Genomic DNA, 22,546 nt, shown 5'->3' on the forward strand with positions numbered 1-22,546 from the left:
GGTATTAAGAACGAAATAAGCGTGTATATTGCGTTTCATGCCAAGCACTAGCCATCGCTAGTCGTGGTAAACTTGCACCAATATCCACATCATCAAGCTGATTGGCGATATTGATTGCGTCAGAGACTTTGTCGCTTAATTCAAAAAGTAAATTTTGTGCTTGGGTTTGCCCTAATGGCACTAACTTAGTCGCTGCCGCCACTTGATTATCTAGGTATGTCCAGCAATACCCGCTTTGTGCAGAAATTAAATCCAATTCACAAAGGTAAGCAGCAATTGCAAAAATACTGACAAAACTGCTATCTGACTGTGTAAATAGCTCGTTGTAAGGATCGCTATCAATACCATCTAATTGCTTTAATAAACGAATTAATGCTTTGCCCATTGCAACATCTGCAAGACGTAATTCACTGCTTTCACGACAAGCAATAAGATGTTGATTATGGGTTATAAAGCTTGCGAAATCATCTTGCTCTAATGCTTGATACAACCTTTTTAATAGTGCTAAATCAGTGCGAGCAATAGATTCGTTAAGATTTAACTTAATCCAATCAAAAGTACTTTTTTGGTTGTTTACCCAGCCTACTTCAGTTGCATATTCCAATCCTTGTGAGAAAGAGAATCCACCAACAGGTAAGTTAGCACTGCATAATTGTAATAAACGGTTAAGCTTAATAGGATTTTCCATATTAATGCTCATGATGATGGCTACTATGATTATGAGAATGGCTATGGGCATGCCCATTTCGTTTCCCATAGGCTCCATTTTCAGGTTTAAAAACTGCAGGTGTTTTATCAATAGTTAACCCATAGTTTTCAGCGAGCTCTTCTAACACATGATCAGGTTTAAAACGTACCCATAATTCACCAACTTGTAATGTAGTATGGCGATTACCTAGGTGATAACAAACCTTGCTAAAGGTTAACCAATCTTGACCTATTGCAGTAGACACTTCTTCAGTTTGACCTTTCACTTCGATTAATAAGCCGCACTCTGTTTTAAGAATCTCTCCTACTAACAACGGGTGGCCTCGCTCTACAAAGATACCAATATCGAGGCCTTTATCTGTAACACCTTTAATGCGTGATTTCTTACGCGTATCATGATCCAATGTAATCGAATCATTTATTGGTTCATGAGTATGATCCAACCTTTCAAATACTTGTAACATTGTTTACCAGTTTCCTATTATCTTGTTTTTATTGTGATTTTTATAACGCACGTAATAAATTAGAACAAGGTATAACGCTGTGCTAACGGTAACTCCGTCGCAGGCTCACAAGTTAATAGTTCCCCATTCGCGCGTACTTCATAAGTTTGCGAGTCAACTTCAATATTCGGCATCCAATCATTATGAACCATGTCTTTTTTGCCAACATTTCTCGTATTTTTACATACACCGACTAAACGCGTCATACCCGCGGCCTCCGGAACATTCTTGTCAACGGCTGCTTGCGATAAAAAAGTCATTGATGTTTTAGCTGCTGCGCTGCCAAATGATCCAAACATTGGACGGTAATAAACGGGTTGAGGTGTTGGAATTGAAGCGTTTGCATCGCCCATTGGGGCTGCAGCAATAAAACCCGACTTAATGATCATTGAGGGCTTAATTCCAAAAAATGCCGGCTTCCACAACACTAAGTCAGCCATTTTACCGACTTCAATCGAACCAACTTCATGGCTAACCCCATGACTAATGGCTGGATTAATAGTGTATTTAGCGATGTATCGTTTTGCTCGGAAGTTATCATTTCTTTCTGTATCAGGTGATAATGGACCTCGTTGTTGTTTCATTTTATGGGCAGTCTGCCAAGTACGCGTAATCATTTCACCAACACGCCCCATCGCTTGAGAGTCAGATGAAATCATGCTGATAGCCCCTAAATCATGCATGATATCTTCAGCAGCAATACTCTCTTTACGGATACGTGAATCGGCAAAGGCAATATCTTCAGGAATAGAAGGGTTTAAATGATGACAAACCATCAACATATCTAAATGTTCATCAATGGTATTAACCGTATAAGGTCTTGTTGGGTTTGTTGATGAAGGTAAGACATTGGGCTCGCCACAAGCGCGGATGATATCTGGTGAATGGCCACCACCAGCACCTTCAGTATGGTAAGTATGAATAGTACGGCCCTTAAATGCACCGAGTGTATCTTCTAAAAAACCAGATTCATTCAAAGTATCAGTATGAATAGCAACTTGTACATCATATCGCTCAGCAACCGATAAACAATTATCAATAGCTGCTGGGGTAGTTCCCCAATCTTCGTGCAGTTTTAACCCACACACTCCAGCTTCAATTTGCTCTTCAATAGCTTTTGGTAAACTGACGTTTCCTTTACCTAAAAAACCAAAGTTCATTGCAAAGTCATTGGTGGCTTGCAACATTTTATGAATATTCCAAGGTCCAGGCGTACAGGTTGTCGCTTTAGTTCCCGTTGCAGGTCCAGTACCACCACCGATCATAGTAGTCACACCTGACATTTGTGCTTCTTCGATCTGTTGTGGGCAAATAAAATGAATATGAGCGTCTATACCACCAGCCGTTAGAATTTGTCCTTCTCCTGCAATAACCTCAGTACCAGCGCTTATTTCGATATCGATATTATCTTGAATATCAGGATTGCCTGCTTTACCAATAATAGCGATACGTCCATCTTTAATACCGACATCCGCTTTGACAATTCCCCAATGATCCAGAATTAATGCATTAGTGATCACTAAATCAACGGTCTCCGAACATGACGCTTGGCTTTGCCCCATGCCATCTCGAATAACTTTACCACCACCAAAAGTGACCTCTTCGCCATATTCAGTAAAATCTTTTTCTACTTCAATCCACAAGTCAGTGTCAGCTAAACGGACGCGGTCACCCACTGTTGGACCAAACATATGCGCATAAGCATGTTTATCTATCGTTGCCATAATTATCTATCTCCCTCTGAACCGCTTTGAATATCTCCTTGAATCTCGCCTCGGAAACCAAATACACGACGCTTACCGCGATAAGCAATTAAAGTAACGTCTCTTTTTTGCCCTGGCTCAAAACGTACAGCGGTACTTGAAGTAATATCTAAACGATAACCTTTAGTTATTTCACGCTCGAAAATTAAAGCTTTATTGACTTCGTAAAAATGATAATGCGATCCGACTTGAATAGGTCGATCACCTGAGTTAGCAACACTCACGGTTATTTTTTCACAACCAATATTTAACTCTCGATCACCACTATCCGTTATAATTTCACCTGGAATCATAAGCTTTACTCCATTAAATGATTGGGTTGTGAACTGTTACCAACTTTGTACCATCAGGAAAAGTTGCTTCTACTTGCACTTCAGGAATCATTTCAGCAATACCATCCATCACTTGATCTCGCGTTAATAGAGTACGGCCGTAATCCATCATTTCAGCGACAGTTTTACCATCACGAGCGCCTTCCATGATCTCCATAGAAATATATGCCATTGCTTCTGGGTAATTAAGTTTTACGCCTCGCTTTAATCGACGCTCTGCTAGTAATGCCGCAGTAAAAAGCAATAACTTGTCTTTTTCTCTTGGTAATAAATCCATAATAATCTCTTCTTATGTATGCCAAACTCTTGGTTGATTTGCCGCTTTCCCTATTAATACAGGGCGTAATATTTCCCATAAATGGATAAAAAGCTGTTTACATTGTTGTGCGTGAGAACCGAGATAGCGGATCACTATTAGGCCTTCAATATCGGTGATACTAATTGTACTTTGAGCATCTACATCAATGACTTTTTGACGTAGTAGATCAACTAACTCTGTGCGTTGTTGTTTATTGCTTAATTTCTCTGGGGCATAAGCAAGAAAAGTCGCAAACACACTCTGACCAGCCAAGCCTGCAGGGTGAGTTAATAATTGGTTAGCAGGTGATAAAGCGATACGATCATGATAAATCAATTTGCCATCGCAAAATAAACGGTTGAGTTGGCAGTATTTACCCTCAACAAATGGTTGTGCTGAATCAGGCAGTCCAAGACAAGTGATATCCCAGCCTAAATAAGCACTGCTACTAGTTAGCTCGATATCCACTGTATTAAAGCCATCAGCACCTTCGTAAACAATGGTTTCTTGCGGGAAATTTTCACACTTAGCATCAGCTGTAAGTGCAAAGTGAGTGATTTGTGTTTGCTTTGTATCACCAATATCAAGGTTGGTTCGAGCTCGATAAAAACGCCCTGCTCCAGGTGTAGTAAACAATAGGTGCGCTTTTTCTTTCACAGCGACACTAATGCGCAACTCATCACCAGAGACAATGCCAGCAGGAGGATGCAGCAAATAAATATGTGCACAATCGCGCCCTTCTGGATAAAACGCTTTTTGAACAGAAAGCGGGCCTTTACGTTGAGTGCGCGTTAATTGCGTACCAATCGAGGTGTAGCCAAACTCTAACGCTAGATGAGCAAACCATTGATTTTTCAATGGCGCTTTTACTGCTGAAGTAATAGGGACTTCGACTATTGTATTCATTTTTTCCTTAAACTAGTTTGTATTATACCGCTAAGTATTTACCTACTATCTCGTCATTGAGCTCATCCATTAAGCCAGATGCAACAACTTGTCCTTTTTCCATTATATGGAAATTTTCTCCAACTGCACGAGCAAAAGGCAGTTTTTGCTCTACCAAAATAATGGTCATCCCCTCTTCTTTATTTAGTTTTAATAACACATCTCGGATTAATTGTACTATGTTAGGCTGAATACCCTCGTTGGGCTCATCAAGAATTAAAATATCCGGGTTTAACACCAATGCACGAGCAATAGCGAGCTGTTGCTGTTGCCCACCAGATAAATCACCACCACGACGGTGCAACATCTCTTTTAAAACAGGGAACAATTTGTAAACATGATGCGGTATTGTTTTACTTTTTTGTCTTGAGCAATTTAAGCTAATTTTCAAATTCTCTTCGACTGTTAGCTGAGGGAATATATGGCGTCCTTGAGGAACATAACCAACACCAATCTCAGGGCGTTTCTCAACACTACTACGTCCCATATCAATATCATTGATAACAAGGCTACCAGCACTAATAGGTAACAGCCCCATAATGGTTTTTAATAACGTTGTTTTACCGACGCCATTGCGTCCCATGATACAAGTACGAGAGCCTTTTTCTATTTTCAGGTTAAGATCCCATAGGATTTGGGTATCACCATATTTTTGATCTACTGATGTTAACTCAATCATCTTAGTCTTGCTCCTCGCCTAAATAAACTTCCCTTACATCTTTATTGGCCTGAACCTCATCCATTGAACCTTCCGCTAATACCGTACCTTGGTGTAATACGGTTACCTTACGGGCAATGGAACGCACAAAGGCCATGTCATGTTCGACCACCACCACAGAATGCTTACCCGCAAGTGAAGTTAATAATTCTGCTGTTCGTTCAGTTTCTTGAGTTGTCATCCCTGTCACAGGTTCATCAACTAATAACAATCTTGGTTCCGCAGCTAACAACATACCAATTTCTAACCATTGTTTTTGCCCATGAGATAAACGACCAGCGGGATAATTACGTTCCGCCTCTAAACCAATAGTATTTAATACTTCATCAATTTTATCTTTTTGTTCGCCACTTAGTTTGTGGAATAAAGATGTCCAGATCCCTTTATCACCAGAAAGACTGAGTTCAATATTTTCAAATACACTCAACGCTTCAAATACGGTTGGCTTTTGGAATTTTCGTCCAACACCTGCTCGCGCGATTTCAGACTCATCTAATTCAAGCAGGTTAATTTGCTGTCCAAAACTAACCTTACCTGTGTCAGGACGAGTCTTTCCAGTAATTACATCCATCAAGGTCGTTTTGCCTGCCCCATTGGCGCCAATTAAACAACGCAATTCGCCATCTCCGATATAGAGATTTAAATCATTAAGCGCTTTAAAACCATCAAAACTAACACTGACATCCTCCACATATAAAATCATTCCGTGGCGAGTATCTGGGCTTAAGTTATCTGCTGATGTAAGCGGAGAACCATTTTTATCAACTATCATTATTTTTTCTCCGCAGTAGTTTCAATCTTTGCTGGTGTAGCTTGTTTGTTCGCAGATGACTCTACTTTATCCATCAGGTCCATCACTAAGCCAGCAAGTCCTTTAGGCAGTAATAATGTAACGAGTACAAACAATCCACCTAAACCAAATAACCAAGCTTCAGGCATAATTGCAGTAAAACGTGTTTTTGCGTAACTAACGACAATCGCACCAATCAATGCACCATATAAAGTCCCTCGACCACCAATAGCGACCCAAATAACAATTTCAATTGAATTTAATGGAGAGAATTCACCTGGGTTAATAATCCCTACTTGCGGAACATAAAGTGCACCAGCCACACCAGCTAACATAGCTGATACCACGAAGATCCATACTTTATAATGTTCCGGCTTATAGCCAGCAAAACGAACTCGATTTTCAGCATCACGAATTGCTGTTACCACACGCCCCATTTTTGAGTTAACAATGAAGTGACTAATTGCATATCCGATTGCAAGCATCACAGCAGTCGCAATAAATAAAGCTAACTTAGTATCTGGTGATTGTAATGAGAAGCCAAATATCTCTTTAAAGTCAGTTAAGCCATTGTTACCACCAAAGCCCATTTCGTTACGAAAGAAAGAAAGCAACAAAGCATAAGTCATCGCTTGCGTCATGATCGATAAGTAAACACCACTTACTCGAGAGCGAAACGCTAATGTGCCAAAAATGAATGCTAATAAACCAGGGCCAGCAAAGACTAACAAAATCATGACTAAGACATTATCAGAACCAGCCCAATACCAAGGTAGTTCAGTCCAATTCAAGAACACCATAAAGTCAGGTAGTTCAGGGTTACCATAAACACCGCGGTCACCGATTTGACGCATTAAATACATGCCCATTGCATAACCACCGAGTGCAAAGAAAGCACCATGTCCTAGGCTTAATATGCCGCAATATCCCCAAACAAGGTCAACGGCTAACGCAAGTAATGCATAGCAAAGGTATTTACCTAATAAACTAACCGTATAATTACTGACGTGTAAAAATGAGCCTTCTGGGAATAACAAATTACAAATAGTCACATATAAAGTGGATATAAATAATATTGCTATTACAGTATGTAAACTGCTCATTTTTTTAAAAATGTTTTTCACGTTAGGTGAATCAAATAAAGTATTCATTATTCTGCCGCTCTCCCTTTTTGTGGAAATAGTCCTTTAGGTCGTTTTTGGATGAACAACACTAAACTTACTAACACAATAATATTGGCTAGTACTGGCCCCATTGATGGCTCTAATACTTTATTAAATGTCCCCATTGTCATTGCTGCGACTAAGGTTCCCCATAAGTTACCTACTCCACCGAATACCACTACCAAGAACGAATCAATAATATAAGCTTGTCCTAGATTAGGTCCTACGTTAGTTAATTGACTCAATGCAACACCTGCTACACCCGCGATACCAGACCCTAAACCAAAAGTGATAGCATCAACCCATGAGCTTTTTACACTCAATGCTCTTGCCATATCCCGGTTTTGCGAAACTGCACGAACATGTAACCCTAACGATGAATTTTTCAAAATCATCAATAATGAAAAGAACACCATCAATGAGAATATGATGATATATAAGCGGTTATAGGTAATAGATAAGATCGGGTTAATTTCTAGAGAGCCACTCATCCATAACGGAGCTTCAACTTGACGATTGAGTGGAGAGAAAACACTTCTCACTAACTGTTGTAAAATTAAACTAATACCAAACGTTGCTAATAGTGTTTCTAGAGGGCGACCTTTTAAGAAACGAATAACGCCACGCTCAATCAAGACTCCAACAAAACCAGAGACTAAGAAAGCAGCAGGTACTGCCATTAATAAAGAATATTCAATTAAATTTGGAAATGTCTGTTGAATAACATAAGTGGTGTATGCGCCCAACATCATCATTTCACCATGAGCCATATTGATAACGCCCATCACACCAAAGGTAATAGCAAGGCCAATTGCAGCGAGTAATAAAACTGAGCCCAAACTTAATCCAAAGAAAAGATTTTCTACCAAGCTAAATACGCTGGCTTGTTGTTCAATATCATCGATGGCATTGGTTAACTCTGCTCGTAATGCTTTTGTTTGCTCTTCTTCAGGTAGGTTAGCTAACTGTTTAACAAGTGCATTTTTTACCGTTGGTTCTAAACGGCCTGATAGTTGTTTTGTCGCCGATAATTGCTCTGTTAATGAACCAGTTTTTAATTGATCTACTAATAAAATAGCTGACATTAGGTCGCGAGCTTCTTCATTTTGCTCGCCTTTAAATAATTGATTAACAGAAGTTAAGCCTGCTTGATTAGGTTTATCTAATAATAATTTTAATGCCGCAACTCGAACATCGTCATCTTGACTCGTTAGATCTAAGTTACCGAGTAAATCTCGAATTTGGCCACGTAAACGGTTATTGGTCCTTACTTTCTTAATCGCTGATTTTTTTACTGAAGCAAGAGGCTCACCCGTAAATACGTCTTTTAAATCATATTGTCCTTGCTCATTTTTATAAGCTGTAACGACTTGTTTATTCGTTTTTAAATAATATAAGTCACCAGTCATTAGTGGCTTTAGTAGCTGACTTACTTGTGGTGCAGATGTCGCCGCTATTTTCTCAATAAGCGGCGCCATTTTATTTAATTTGGTAGAAGGTAACTGCTCTATCAGTGCAGGAAGAGCTGATTCACCTTGAGTATCACTAACAGCATGTGACGCGTTAAATGATAAGACAAAGAAAAATAACAGGGGAAATAGACGCAACATTAGCTGTTCCTTTATATTTATTCAGGTGCTTAAAATGGGAGGAGAACCCTCCCATTAGGTGGTTAAAAAGTTATCTTATGATTAAAATTTTTGACCAGAACATTTTGCTGTTGTTACATCAAAGTTGCCGCATTTAATTGGAGCAGTCCAATCAGATACTAGGTTTTTAGAGCTTGGTAAGAAGTCTGACCATGCATCGCCAATTACTGTATCTGGCGTTTCCCAAACCACTTCAAATTGACCATCTTCTTGGATTTCACCAATTAGGACAGGCTTAGATAAATGATGGTTTGCGTTCATTACAGCAATACCACCAGTTAAGTTAGGCACCGCAACACCAATCATCGCTTGTTCAACAGCATCAACATCAGTAGTACCGGCTTTTTCTACCGCTTTAACCCACATTTTGAAACCAATGTAAGTGGCTTCCATTGGATCATTGGTTACACGCTTATCATCGCCAATGTATTTTTTCCATTTTGCAATAAATTCAGCATTCTCTTCAGTATCAACACTTTGGAAGTAGTTCCATGCAGCTAAGTGACCAACCAGAGGTTTTGTATCAAAACCAGATAACTCTTCTTCACCAACAGAAAATGCGATAACTGGAATATCTTCAGCTGAAATACCTTGGTTACCTAGCTCTTTGTAGAATGGGATGTTTGCATCACCGTTTACAGTAGAGATAACGGCAGTTTGTTTACCTTCTGAACCAAAGCGTTTAACGTCAGAAACGATACTTTGCCAATCCGAGTGACCAAATGGCGTGTAGTTAATCATGATATCTTCAGCTTTAACGCCATTTGCCATTAAATAAGCTTCTAATATTTTATTAGTTGTACGCGGGTAAACGTAGTCAGTACCAAGTAAAACGAAACGTTCAGCACCGATATCATTCATTAAGTAATCAACTGCTGGAATAGCTTGTTGGTTAGGCGCTGCACCTGTGTAAAATACATTTTTAGATGACTCTTCACCTTCATATTGCACTGGATAAAACATTAAGCCATTTAGCTCTTCTAATACTGGCAATACAGATTTACGTGAAACTGAAGTCCAGCTACCAAAGATAACATCCACTTTATCTTTCGCTAATAACTCACGTCCTTTTTCCGCAAATAGAGGCCAATTTGAAGCTGGGTCAACAACCACAGGTTCAATTTTTTTGCCCAATAGACCACCGTTTGCATTTTGGTCTTCAATCATCATCAAGACTGTATCTTTCAGTGTCGTTTCACTGATCGCCATCGTGCCTGATAAAGAATGTAAAACACCAACTTTAATAGTGTCTGCAGCATACGCAAAGTTAGTCATTAAACCTGTTGCAACAATCGAACTTGCAACTATTAGCTTCTTCAGTTTCATAGGTAATTCCTTTCCTTTTAGTCTTTAGTGATTAGTATTTGTACTTGGCAAATGTATCAATCACGCCCTTTTCCAAGTGAGGTTAGTATCTAGGAATAATGGCAAGGAAAGAATGCGCAGAAGCGCGCAATGGACTACGTAATTATGCGCATATATAAAAAAGGTATTGCCCAGTAAAATATGAAAAATCTCATTCAACCAAAATCAACAAAGCTATTAAACTTAAACAAAGATGGTAAAGCGATTAAGATACGCTAGGATGGAAACAAGATGATTAAGGGAATAATCAATCACCATGGAATCAAACCAAAAAATACTAAAAGCGCGCCGTACCTATAATAAATTAGTTGCTAATGAGATGATGGAAGATTTTGCTTTACGCTTTACTTCCAAGCGAGCCAGAAAGTGGTCTTTAAATCGCATCTCCATGACAGCTTTAGGGATTGTGTCGTTTCTAGTATTAGAAGCAATCGGAGGAGCGATAACCTTAGAGTTTGGATTTACCAATGCAGCTTGGGCTATTCTTGCAGTCACCTTGGTAGTCTTTTTAACCGGTCTACCAATCAGTTATTACGCCGCTAAATATGGTGTTGATATTGACTTGCTTAGTCGGGGTGCTGGCTTTGGCTATATCGGTTCAAGTATTGCTTCACTCATTTATGCATCTTTCACTTTTATCTTTTTTGCTCTTGAAGCCGCGATCATGGCAATGGCTTTAAAAATTCTATTTGCTGTCCCCTTACCCGTAGGTTATATCCTGAGTACTATTATTATTATTCCCTTAGTGACACACGGCATTACCTATATTAGTCGTTTTCAAGTATGGACATCCCCTATTTGGGTCGCTTTACAATTATTACCATTGTTTTATGTTTTTACTCATAGTGATAGCCAGTTCAATGAATGGATCTCTTTTAACGGTAATGCAGGGGCTACTGGTGGTGATTTTAATTTATTACTGTTTGGTGGCGCTTCGGCAGTATTATTAGCCTTAGTGGCACAAATTGGCGAACAAGTGGATTTTTTACGGTTTTTACCTGAAAAGCCTCAACATAAATCAGGCCGCTGGTGGATCGCATTACTAGTCGGTGGGCCAGGGTGGATGTTTTTTGGCGCATTAAAACTATTTTTAGGTTCCTTTCTCGCTTATTTTGCTTTACAGCAAGGCGTCCCCGCGAACCTTGCAAGCGATCCAGCACATATGTATCAATTGGCTTATGGTTATGTGTTTGATAACCCAACTATGAGTGCGATTGTGGCTTGTACTTTTGTTATTTTATCCCAATTAAAAATTAACGTAGCTAACGCTTATGCAGGATCTTTAGCATGGTCTAACTTTTTCTCACGCGTCACTCACAATCACCCCGGACGTGTAGTGTGGATGGTGTTTAATGTCGCTATTGCACTTTTATTAATGGAGTTAGGTATTTATCAGACTATTGCCAGTATGCTATCAGTTTATTCCGTTTTGGTATTAGCCTGGTTAAGCTCAGTAGTTGCTGATTTAATTATTAATAAACCCTTAGGGATCAGTCCTAAACATATTGAATTTAAACGCTCACACCTATTCGACATTAACCCAGTGGGTGTTGGCTCGATGTTACTAGCGTCGATTGCTGGTTTCACTGCACATATGGGTTTATATGGTGAAACAGCGGAAGCATTAGCTTCTTTTATTGCCTGTTTTTTGCCTTTTATTACCGTGCCTTTAATTGGCTGGTTAACGCAGGGGAAATACTATTTAACTGATAATCAAGAGTTACAGATTACGCAATTTTGTGAATGTCATATCTGTGAAAATAGCTTTGACCAAGAAGATATGACCTTCTGCCCTGCTTACGGTAAAGCTATTTGCTCTTTATGTTGCAGCCTAGACGTACGTTGTGCAGACCAGTGTCGCCCTCATGCAACGATTTCACAACAGGCACACGATTTCTTTACTCGATTTGTCAGTGAAAAGGTCTTAAAAATGCTAACCACACCGTTAACACAGTTTATTGCGTTAACCTTAGTGTTAAGCTTGATCAGTGCCACTATTTTATTTCTCGTTTATCTACAAGTTCCGCTTGAAGATGAACAGGTAAAACAGGTGTTTGCTAACACCCTGATTAAAACATTTTTTCTGTTAATCATTATTATTGGCATCATTAGTTGGCTATTCATTCTCGCGCGAGACGGTAATCAAAATGCATTAAAAGAGCTTCGCTCACAAACTAAAGCGCTTGCAAAAGAGGTGGATGCCCATGAAACCACTTCTTCAGCTTTGCAAAGCGCCAAAGAAGTTGCAGAGTCTGCGAATCAAGCAAAAAGTCGTTATTTAGCAGCCTTGAGCCATGAACTTCGTACTCCTTTAAATGTACTGTTAGGCTATGCTCAACTGTTATTACGAGATCAAGCTTTACCCCCTAAGCAACAGGAAACCATCGCTATTATCCGTCGTAACGGCCAACACTTAGCTGATTTAATTGAGAGTTTACTAGAAGTATCTAAAATTGAAGCTGGTCGCGTTACGTTACAGCGTGATGAATTTAATTTGAAAGCCATATTGCAGCAATTAGTTGATATGTTTCAAATGCAAGCAAGTAAAAAAGGGATTAAGTTTAATTATATCAGTAGTCCCAATTTACCTGATTATGTAGCGACAGATAAACAACGATTTAGACAAATTCTAATTAACCTAATCTCTAATGCGATTAAGTTTACCGAGCAAGGATCGGTCACTTTTAAAGTCACCTATCGTAGCGAAGTTGCAAATTTCAGTGTGATTGATAGTGGTACAGGCATTGCCCTTCATGACCAAGAGATCATTTTTAAACCCTTTGAGCAAATTCGTCACTCACAATCTCCAGCAACTGGTGGGACAGGGTTGGGTTTAACTATTTCGCGTTCTCTTGCAGAATTAATGGGAGGCGAAATAACTTTAAACAGCCAACTCGGCCAAGGTAGTACTTTTAATTTTCGCTTAATGTTATTCAAACTACATAAAGACCCAAAAGAACCGGAATTAACCAAATCAGAAGCAATTGGCTACGATGGACCAGTACAATCAATCCTAGTGGTTGACGACAACCTCAATCAACGAGAATTAATGGCAGACCTTTTGTCGCCAATTGGCTTTAACATATTATTAGCTGAAGATGCAGAGCAGGGTTACCAACAACTACAACGGCAAAACGTTGATCTAATTTTAATGGATGTACAAATGCCTAATATCAATGGATGGGAAATGGTCAAAACGCTACGCGAACGACATTACCATATGCCAATATTGATGCTATCAGCCAATGCACGAGATGCGGAATATAATCAACAAGCAGAAGGATATCATGACGGTTATATTGCTAAACCACTCAATTTAGATGCATTATTAGGAAAAATAGCGCAATTATTAGATTTACAATGGCAGTATAAATGGACTGAAAATGCCCTTGAAAATAAAGGCTCACAACTAAACAAACCTAAACTAGGTGCTGAACAATACGAAGCTTTAATTGCGATGGCAGAAATTGGCTATTTATCGGGCTTTAAGAATAAGTTTGAAGAAATAAAAAGTGAATACCGCTACCCCGCTGGCGGGGAGTCACAAATTATTGAATATGTTGAAGTTTGTAATTTCCCTAAAATAATTGAATATTTAAATGAGTTAAATGATGGATCATAATAGTAGTGATGTAGTACTGGTAGTTGATGATTCACCAGAATCATTAGGTATGCTCAATGTTGCTTTAAATAGTCAAGGCTACACAGCACTGGTTGCATTAAGTGGCCAACAAGCACTAGCAATAGCCGAGAAAGTGCCACCTGATGTAATTTTATTAGATGCAATGATGCCTGAAATGGATGGTTTTGAAACTTGCCGTCGTTTAAAAACATTATTGCCTAATACGCCTATTATTTTTATGACAGGGTTAACTGATGTAGAAGATATCGTAAAAGGTATTGAAGCGGGAGGCGTTGATTATGTCACTAAACCTATCTCTCCTGATGAGGTAATTGTTCGTATCAAACGCCATATTGAAACAGCTAAACTAGCACTCAGCGCCCAAGATGCATTAGACCATGCAGGCAAGACCGTTTTTTGTGTTAGCCCTTTGGGTCGTTTATCTTGGGCAACTCCACATGTTCATGAGTTACTTGATCAAGTTTCTGAAAAAGATGCGAGTCCTTGGGCAACCCTCGCGCCATTAATAGAGAAGTGGCTCGCGACGGATACGAATACTGAATTAGTAGTTAATTGCTTCGCTAACAAATTCAGTATTGCCTATGAACGCCAACAGCAACAAATGCATTTATTGAGAATAGTGCAAAATAAAACACAAAAATCAGCTTCTGACTTACAGCTAAAGCTACCTATTACCAAACGTGAATCTGAGGTGCTGTATTGGGTTTCCTATGGTAAGACCAGTTGGGAGATATCTCAAATATTGACCATGAGCCCACGCACTGTAAATAAGCACTTAGAACAGATATTCAAGAAGTTAGGAGTGGATAATCGAACTTCTGCAGCTGCTATTTCAATCAGAATATTAGAAGGTTAGTTTACCTTGTACCTAAAAGTAAGTATCATCGCAATTTCATGTTTTGGGCCAGTGTATAGTAACCTAGCTCATAAATTTTTCACTTTAATCTGAAAAATAATAATCAATTAACTATAGTGTTATTATGATCTGAGTTTTTGTTGCGAGAACTATGAAATCAATAAACAAGTACGAACTTCTGCAAAAAGCAATTCTGAATGATCCATTACATCAACTATTTGATGCAGTGGAGGCAATTTCTATTCAAGGTTACAACGAAGATCGTCAAGTTATTTATTGGAACAGAGGCAGTGAGATTCTTTATGGCTTCACAAAACAAGAAGCCTTGGGTCAAAAAATTGAAGACCTAATTATACCTAAAGATATGAGTGAATTCGTCATCAATGCGCATCGCGCTTGGGTTAAACAAAACATAGAAATTCCCGCATCAGAAATTACACTCCACGGCAAAGATGGTTGCGACGTGGATGTATTCTCCAGCCATGTTATGTTCACCAATCAACACAGTAAAAAACAAATGTATTGTGTAGATATTAATATGGCAGAAACCAAAAGTGCACAGGCTCAAGTGTCACTTAAAGAGCACATGTTACAAACCATTTTTGAAGCGACTCCAGATCTTTTTTTCTTAATAGAGAAAGACGGGACAATCATTGACTATTATGCAGGCAGCAGTAAAAATTTATACAAGCCGCCTTCAGAGTTTATTGGTTATAAAATAAAAGAAGTATTACCTGCCGACGTTGTTAAAAAATACCATACATATATTAACAAAGTGATTAAAGACACAAAGCCATGTACTTTTGAATATGAACTTATGCTGCCCCATGGTTTAACCTATTTTGAAGCACGCATTAATTACGTGTCTGAATATCAACAAGTATTAATTATTGTTCGAGATATTACTGAACAGCATCAAACATCACAAACAATCAGACAACATGCTTATTATGATACGCTTACAGCATTACCTAATCGCTTTTTATCATTAGATAGATTATCGCAAATGCTCACTGAAGCAGAGCGCAGTAATGAAAATGTGGCGGTTTTCTTTCTTGATTTAGATGACTTTAAAAAAGTAAATGACTCTTTAGGGCACGAAGTAGGCGATAAACTATTACTTGAGGCAGCTAAACGTTTAACAAAAGCAATTCGCAAAACAGATACAGTAGGTAGATTAGGCGGTGATGAATTTATTTTATTATCGCCAGGTATACACGATGATATGAGTATCAAAGTCATTGCACAAAACTTACTTGAAGTCTTCCGTCAACCTTTTCATATCGATGGTAGGGAATTAATTATTACATTAAGCCTTGGTGTGGCAGTTTCTCCAGATAATGGTAAGACAGTTTCCGATCTTTTACGTAATGCAGATACAGCTATGTATCAAGCTAAGACTTTAGGCCGGAATGCCTACTCTTTTTTCACAAAAGAGATGAATACCGCAATGATCCGTCGGTTTGAAGTAGAAGAGCAAATGCGTAACGCGCTTGAACGCGATGAGTTCGAGGTCTTTTATCAACCACAATTTGATTCAAAGACACAGAAAGTCATTGGAGCAGAAGCTTTATTACGCTGGCACAACCCCGCCTTGGGTAATATTTTTCCTGATGAATTTATCCCAATTGCTGAACAAACAGGTCTAATTGTTCCAATTGGTCAATATGTGATCAACGAATCTCTTAATTTTTTAAGTTCATGGCAAGCTCAGCAAAATGGTGACTTTGTCATGGCTGTCAACTTATCTCCTCGTCAGTTTCGAGATAAAAAGTTACTTAAAGTAATTAAAAAAGCACTTAAAAATGCCAACCTTAGCCCTGACAATTTGGAGTTAGAGATTACTGAGGGTGTATTAATGACAGGCCAATCTTACATCACAGAGGCCTTAATTGAGCTACAGGAACTAGGTGTAAAATTATCGATGGACGACTTTGGTACAGGTTATTCATCACTCAGTTATTTACGACAATATCACTTCGATGTACTTAAAGTTGATAGAAGCTTCGTCAATGGTATTACCATTAACAAAGAAGACCGGGATTTGGTTAAAGCAAGTATTGCAATAGCCCATAGCTTAGGTTTAAAAGTGGTTGCTGAAGGCGTAGAGATCAGTGAACAACTTAATATTTTGAATGAGTTGGGTTGTGACTACGTACAAGGTTATTACTTCAGTAAACCTATGCCAGGTCAAAAGTTCTTAGATTATACAGAAAATTACCGACTTGAGTCCTAGTTCCTTATCCCTAGACCCCCCCGCAATTATAAATTGCACCTACCATTAAATAGTCGAGCAGCCATACCTGGTAAATATGGCGATATTAATTACAAAACCAGATCATTGTAAGCCCTCCGAATATCCCTGTAACCGAGACACAGGTCTAAATAGATAAATCTCAGAATTTAAATCAACAAATAGTAATTATTTTATAAATAAATGTACACTTATGTATTAACTTGATCTAGGTCCTTAGTTTTTTTTAAAAATTAGACTAATATTTTGAAATATCATAACTTAATACTTAAATTAAAAACTATATAGCGAAGTTAATCATGACGATAAGAAGAAAAATGTACCTAGTTTTATTTTTTTTAGTAACAGTAGTCATTTTTCAATCGGCATTTATGCTTTATCAGAGTGACCGAATTCATAAAGCATCGATCAATATAGCAAATACCATTGAGCCTATTCTTTTCAAAAACTATGAACTTAAAATAGCAGTGATTCAAGTTCAACAATGGCTAACGGATATAAGTGCAACAAGAGCTATGGATGGCTTAAATGACGGAATCGAAGTCGCAGAAGTAAATCGTCAAGTTGCAATAAAGTTATTATCCGAATTAGCGATAATCGACTACGACAATGCAACATTTTATAAAGATATGCTACCTACTCTTGAGAATTATTTCATAACTGGTAAAGCAATGGCTAATGCTTATATAGAATTTGGACCAGAAGGTGGAAATAAAATAATGCCAAATTTCGATGCAACTGCAGAAGCTATCACAACACAAGTAGAGCAAGTAATGTCGATGGCAAGAGAACGTTCAGAAAAAAATCTCAGTAAACAAAGCGAAAACTCAGCCAAAATAAAATCTTCAATCTACTTTCTAACTTTTCTATTTTTAACAGTATTATTTATAATATACATAATGACTTTAAAAGGCTTATTAAAGCCATTAGATTCTATGAAGAATATGGCTAATGAATTAGCAAATGGAGAAGGTAATTTAACAAAAAGGCTTTCTGAATCGAATAACGATGAGCTTGGTATCGCGTCTTTACATATTAATAGTTTCATTAAAAAAACACAGGCTGTTATTAAAACCGTTAGTGAAACAATTAAAGAATTAAATCAAACATCAGGGTCTTTGCAAGACTCTGCAAACGATGCGAAAAACAACATGCATATTCAGCTATGTGAAATAGAACAAACAACAAACGCAATGAATCAACTCACAGCTTCGTCTAAAGAAGTCGCTCAGTATACTGTTGATGCTTCTAATGAAACAATTGTTGTAAATGAACATATAGAAAATGGTATTAATATTTGCAAAACTACAACATTGCAAATAGGAGAACTATCTAAAAGAATGTCATCCGCACAAGAAGTTGTTAAACGTTTAGGCGATGATAGTGCCAATATTGGAGGTATGTTAGACGTTATAGTCGCAATATCACAACAAACAAATTTACTAGCACTCAATGCAGCAATTGAAGCGGCGAGAGCAGGAGAAACAGGAAGAGGTTTTGCAGTAGTAGCCGATGAAGTGAGATCACTAGCAGGGCGTTCTCAAGAGTCAACACAAGAGATACAAGATATAGTAAGTCGGTTACGTGAAAATGTAGGAGAAATTGTTAATACATTTTCAGTGAGCAAAGAAAATGCAGAACAATCACATAGCCAAGTAGAGGAATTATCTGCTTCACTAAATGTGATCTCAAAAAATATTAAAAATATAAACCAAATGAATACGCATATTGCTTCTGCTACTGCTGAACAAAATCAGGTCGTTTCTGAGGTTGAAAAAAATATTGTTAAGATCTCAGAAGCTTCTAATTCCAATGCAAACAATATAAGTAAGATGAATTCCACTGGAGAAAACCTTAAAGCGGATGTAATCGAATTGAACAAACTGGTTAGACAATTTAAATATGAATAGACTTTATTAAAAGAGTATATGCCAAGTTAATAAACAGCGAGAGTTTACAATAGATACTCTAAAATTCTTACACTTCCCTCATAAATATTTTGAATTAACTAGACGATCGGTCTATTATATTGAATATGACAATATCAATCACTAAACCACGTCGTGGTAGGCCACCAAAAAATCAATCGGGTAACCGAGATACACGTGCAGAATTAATACGTAGTGGACTCGAACAACTCACTGAAAGTGGATTCTCCGCTTCAGGGATTGACCCTATCTTGAAGAAAGTCGGTGTACCTAAAGGCTCTTTTTATCATTACTTCAACAGCAAAGAAGCCTTTGGTTTGGCAGTAATTGATAGCTATGCAAACTATTTTTCGCACAAACTGGATACGCATCTATTAGATGATAGTTATCCAGCATTAACACGCATTGCTAACTTTGTAGCGGACGCTAAATCTGGCTTAGCACACCATCAGTTTAAACGCGGTTGCCTAATTGGTAATTTAGGGCAAGAAGTTGATTTGTTACCTGAAAGTTTCCGACCTATTCTAAGTGATGTTTTTATTGCATGGCAGAATCGTATCGCGGCCTGCTTAGAACTTGCTAAAGCAAACCATGATCTATCGCAAAGTGCAGATACGCAAAAGCTAGCAGAATACTTCTGGATTGGTTGGGAAGGTGCTGTAAGCCGAACACGTTTAACTCAAGATACGACACCAATAGATAACTATTTTTATCATTTTATGGCGGGATTACCGCGCTAAAATTTATTTTAAACCTTAATAGACGATCGGTCTAATAGGAGCAATATATGTTCAAAGGCGTTTTAATTGAAAAAGATGAACAAGGATACCGTTCTGCTTTACAACAAATAGAAGAGAGTGTGTTACCGGACGGTGATGTCACTATCAAAGTCGCATATAGCACCCTGAATTATAAAGATGCATTAGCCATTACCGGTAAAGGACCGGTTGCCCGTCATTTTCCGATGGTACCAGGAATAGATCTAGTCGGCACGGTAGAAGAGACGACTAGTAATAAATTTAAAGTAGGCGATCAGGTTTTACTTAACGGTTATGGTGTAGGTGAAGTCCATTGTGGTGGGCTAGCTGAAAAAGCACGTTTAAACAGTGATTGGTTGATTCCTTTACCTAACGCTTTTTCTGCTCGTCAGGCAATGTCTATTGGTACTGCTGGTTACACCGCAATGTTATGCGTAATTGCATTAGAAAAACATGGTATCTCCCCTGACAGTGGTGAGATTTTAGTGACCGGTGCAAATGGTGGTGTTGGTAGTTTTGCGATTAGTATTTTAACAAAGTTAGGTTACCAAGTGGTGGCTTCAACGGGCCGTATGGATCAAGCTGAGTACCTAACTAAACTAGGCGCATCAGAAGTAATTGATCGAGCACTATTGACTGAACCAGGTCGTCCATTAACTAAAGAGCGCTGGGCCGCTGCTATCGATACAGCTGGTAGCCATACTTTGGCTAATGTTTGTGCCAGCCTTAAATATGGCGGCGTAGTAGCAGCATGTGGTTTAGCGCAGGGTATGGATTTACCCACTACAGTAATGCCATTTATTCTGCGCGGCGTCACTTTAGCAGGTATTGATAGTGTAATGCGTCCAACAGCAGATAGAGTTGAGGCTTGGGATCGTTTAGCTAATATTTTGGATGCTTCGGTCTTTGGTGATATTGCTAAAGAAATTACCTTAGAAGAAACTATTGATACTGCTGAACAACTTATTCAAGGTAAAGTTCGCGGACGTGTGGTTGTTAATATTACAAATTAGCGTTAAAACTAATGAGAGTAAAATGAAAATGCCCACTTTAAGTGGGCATATTTTTTAAGCAGAAAAAGGTGTTGCTAGTGCTTCATCCGCTGCAACATAAGGGATATTTAAGCTTTCACAGACACTCAGGTTAGTCACTTTACCATGTATTACATTTAAGCCGTTTTTCAAATGGTCATCAGCTAATAAAGCCTCTTTATAACCTAATTTAGCAAGACGTAATATGTACGGTAGTGTCGCATTATTTAGTGCGAATGCAGACGTTCTAGCAACCGCTCCCGGCATATTTGCAACACAATAGTGCACCACATCATCAATAATATAAGTTGGGTCGCTATGCGTGGTTGCTTTAGATGTTTCAAAACATCCACCTTGATCAATGGCAACATCAACAACAGCTGAACCGGCACGCATTTTTTTAATCATATCAGCACTCACTAATTTAGGTGCTGCTGCGCCTGGAATCAATACACCACCGACGACTAAATCTGCATCTAAAACCAAAGACTCAAGATTATATTTATTGGAGTAAGCAGTTTTAATAGTCGATCCAAATTGAGCATTTACTTTACGTAAAGTATCAATATTGTTATCAACAATAGTAGTATCAGCACCTAGGCCAATCGCCATTTGCGCTGCGTTACACCCAACTACTCCACCACCAATAATAACTACTTTAGCAGGAGCCACACCAGCTACCCCACCTAGCAATAGGCCAACGCCACCATGTGATTTCTCTAAACAAGCAGCACCAGCTTGAATAGACATACGTCCAGCTACTTCTGACATTGGGGCTAATAATGGTAAACTACCATTATCACTAGTGACTGTTTCATAGGCAATACATACAGCTTTACTGTTAATCAAATCTTGAGTTTGTGCCGGATCAGGTGCTAAATGTAAATAAGTAAATAATAATTGATCAGGGCGAAGCATAGCGCGCTCTACAGCTAATGGTTCTTTTACTTTTACAATCATTTCTGATTGAGCAAAGACCTCTTCAGCTGTAGCAAGTATTACTGCACCTGCATCAATGTATTCTTGGTCACTACAGGCAATTCCTTGACCTGCTGATTGTTGGATATACACGGTATGCCCAGCTGAAGTTACTTCTTTTACACTAGCAGGTGTCATACCTACACGGTATTCGTGAACTTTAATCTCTTTTGGTACGCCGATAATCATATACTGCTCCTTAGAATGATAGTGACTTGGTTAATAAATAAGCGTTATCGATAGTATAAAGATTAATAAATAGTTTTATCCCCTATATTTCTTTATTTATTAACATTTATGTAGATTATAAATTTACAAAAAAGTATTATTGCAGTTAATAATTTTACAATATTGAAAGGAAGCAGTTTATGTCACTAGACAGGATAGATAGAAATATATTGCGAGAGTTACAAAAAAATGGTCGAATTTCGAATGTAGAATTATCGCAAAAAATAGGATTAAGCCCAACACCTTGTTTAGAGCGTGTTAAACGCTTAGAAAAGCAAAAAGTAATTCAGTCTTACACCGCGCTACTTGACCCCGAGCATTTAGGTGCCTCTTTATTAGTCTATATCGAATTAACGTTAAAACGTTCTAGCCCCGATGTATTTGAACGCTTTAACGAAGCGGCCAAACAACTAGATTCAATTTTAGAATGTCATCTGGTTTCTGGTGATTTTGATTACCTTCTGAAAACTCGCGTAGCAGATATGTCAGCTTACAGAAAAGTACTCAGTGAAACATTGCTATCACTTCCTAACATCAAGAGCTCTAAAACTTATGTAGTCATGGAAGAAGTAAAATACCTCACCACAATTAATATCCCCAATTAACGTCAGTTCTGGTGAATGGAAGCAGAGTATT

19 protein-coding genes are annotated in these 22,546 nt (G+C 38.3%); 7 read left to right on the top strand and 12 right to left on the bottom strand.

Annotated elements, in window-relative coordinates; translation table 11 throughout:
- Positions 1–4: 4 nt before the first annotated feature.
- The 11 genes from V5290_RS10500 to urtA all read right to left on the bottom strand — a co-directional run bounded on the left by V5290_RS10500 (position 5) and on the right by urtA (position 10,195).
- A complete protein-coding gene (locus V5290_RS10500; protein WP_333385142.1) occupies positions 5–688 on the bottom strand; it encodes an urease accessory protein UreF in 684 nt (227 codons plus the stop codon).
- Position 689: 1 nt separating this feature from the next.
- Positions 690–1,172 (bottom strand): urease accessory protein UreE, encoded by a 483-nt coding sequence (ureE, locus tag V5290_RS10505; RefSeq protein WP_333385144.1) that lies wholly within the window; start codon positions 1,170–1,172, stop codon positions 690–692.
- A gap of 59 nt (positions 1,173–1,231) precedes the next feature.
- Positions 1,232–2,935 (bottom strand): urease subunit alpha, encoded by a 1,704-nt coding sequence (gene ureC, locus V5290_RS10510; protein WP_333385147.1) that lies wholly within the window; start codon positions 2,933–2,935, stop codon positions 1,232–1,234.
- A gap of 2 nt (positions 2,936–2,937) precedes the next feature.
- A complete protein-coding gene (locus V5290_RS10515) occupies positions 2,938–3,267 on the bottom strand; it encodes an urease subunit beta (protein WP_333385150.1) in 330 nt (109 codons plus the stop codon).
- Between the two features lie 13 nt (positions 3,268–3,280).
- Positions 3,281–3,583, bottom strand: coding sequence for an urease subunit gamma (gene ureA / locus V5290_RS10520; protein ID WP_113817803.1), 303 nt, complete (start codon positions 3,581–3,583; stop codon positions 3,281–3,283).
- Positions 3,584–3,595: 12 nt separating this feature from the next.
- Positions 3,596–4,510 carry an urease accessory protein UreD gene (locus tag V5290_RS10525; RefSeq protein ID WP_333385155.1) on the bottom strand — a complete coding sequence of 305 codons (915 nt, stop codon included), beginning with the start codon at positions 4,508–4,510 and terminating at the stop codon, positions 3,596–3,598.
- A 22-nt stretch (positions 4,511–4,532) separates the two neighbouring features.
- Positions 4,533–5,228 carry an urea ABC transporter ATP-binding subunit UrtE gene (gene urtE, locus V5290_RS10530; protein ID WP_333385158.1) on the bottom strand — a complete coding sequence of 232 codons (696 nt, stop codon included), beginning with the start codon at positions 5,226–5,228 and terminating at the stop codon, positions 4,533–4,535.
- Position 5,229: 1 nt separating this feature from the next.
- Positions 5,230–6,039 (bottom strand): urea ABC transporter ATP-binding protein UrtD, encoded by an 810-nt coding sequence (urtD, locus tag V5290_RS10535; RefSeq protein WP_333385161.1) that lies wholly within the window; start codon positions 6,037–6,039, stop codon positions 5,230–5,232.
- A complete protein-coding gene (gene urtC / locus V5290_RS10540) occupies positions 6,039–7,208 on the bottom strand; it encodes an urea ABC transporter permease subunit UrtC (RefSeq protein WP_333385164.1) in 1,170 nt (389 codons plus the stop codon). The genes urtD and urtC overlap by 1 nt, the downstream gene beginning before the upstream one ends.
- The gene (urtB, locus tag V5290_RS10545) at positions 7,208–8,830 is read right to left on the bottom strand and encodes an urea ABC transporter permease subunit UrtB (RefSeq protein WP_333385167.1); all 1,623 of its coding nucleotides are present in this window, start codon (positions 8,828–8,830) and stop codon (positions 7,208–7,210) included. The genes urtC and urtB overlap by 1 nt, the downstream gene beginning before the upstream one ends.
- Before the next feature lie 81 nt (positions 8,831–8,911).
- A complete protein-coding gene (urtA, locus tag V5290_RS10550) occupies positions 8,912–10,195 on the bottom strand; it encodes an urea ABC transporter substrate-binding protein (RefSeq protein ID WP_333385169.1) in 1,284 nt (427 codons plus the stop codon).
- 295 nt (positions 10,196–10,490) lie between these two features.
- On the opposite strand from urtA, the gene V5290_RS10555 reads away from it, so the two are divergent.
- From V5290_RS10555 to V5290_RS10580, 6 genes are all read left to right on the top strand, one after another.
- Positions 10,491–13,856, top strand: coding sequence for an ATP-binding protein (locus V5290_RS10555; RefSeq protein ID WP_333385173.1), 3,366 nt, complete (start codon positions 10,491–10,493; stop codon positions 13,854–13,856).
- Positions 13,846–14,733 carry a response regulator gene (locus V5290_RS10560; protein WP_416351613.1) on the top strand — a complete coding sequence of 296 codons (888 nt, stop codon included), beginning with the start codon at positions 13,846–13,848 and terminating at the stop codon, positions 14,731–14,733. The genes V5290_RS10555 and V5290_RS10560 overlap by 11 nt, the downstream gene beginning before the upstream one ends.
- 151 nt (positions 14,734–14,884) lie before the next feature.
- Positions 14,885–16,969 (top strand): EAL domain-containing protein, encoded by a 2,085-nt coding sequence (locus tag V5290_RS10565; protein WP_333385178.1) that lies wholly within the window; start codon positions 14,885–14,887, stop codon positions 16,967–16,969.
- Between the two features lie 335 nt (positions 16,970–17,304).
- The gene (locus V5290_RS10570) at positions 17,305–18,897 is read left to right on the top strand and encodes a methyl-accepting chemotaxis protein (protein ID WP_333385180.1); all 1,593 of its coding nucleotides are present in this window, start codon (positions 17,305–17,307) and stop codon (positions 18,895–18,897) included.
- A 125-nt stretch (positions 18,898–19,022) separates the two neighbouring features.
- Positions 19,023–19,655, top strand: coding sequence for a TetR/AcrR family transcriptional regulator (locus V5290_RS10575; protein WP_333385507.1), 633 nt, complete (start codon positions 19,023–19,025; stop codon positions 19,653–19,655).
- A gap of 47 nt (positions 19,656–19,702) precedes the next feature.
- A complete protein-coding gene (locus V5290_RS10580) occupies positions 19,703–20,686 on the top strand; it encodes an MDR family oxidoreductase (protein ID WP_333385184.1) in 984 nt (327 codons plus the stop codon).
- Positions 20,687–20,740: 54 nt separating this feature from the next.
- Here the strand turns inward: V5290_RS10580 and ald are convergent, their stop codons facing one another.
- Positions 20,741–21,871, bottom strand: a complete 1,131-nt coding sequence (ald, locus tag V5290_RS10585; RefSeq protein ID WP_333385186.1) for an alanine dehydrogenase — start codon at positions 21,869–21,871, stop codon at positions 20,741–20,743.
- Positions 21,872–22,032: 161 nt separating this feature from the next.
- Between ald and lrp the strand changes: the two genes are divergently transcribed.
- Positions 22,033–22,515, top strand: coding sequence for a leucine-responsive transcriptional regulator Lrp (gene lrp, locus V5290_RS10590; RefSeq protein ID WP_333385509.1), 483 nt, complete (start codon positions 22,033–22,035; stop codon positions 22,513–22,515).
- The last annotated feature ends 31 nt before the right edge of the window (positions 22,516–22,546 follow it).

This window comes from Psychromonas arctica (assembly GCF_036697365.1).
Lineage (GTDB): Bacteria > Pseudomonadota > Gammaproteobacteria > Enterobacterales > Psychromonadaceae > Psychromonas > Psychromonas arctica_A.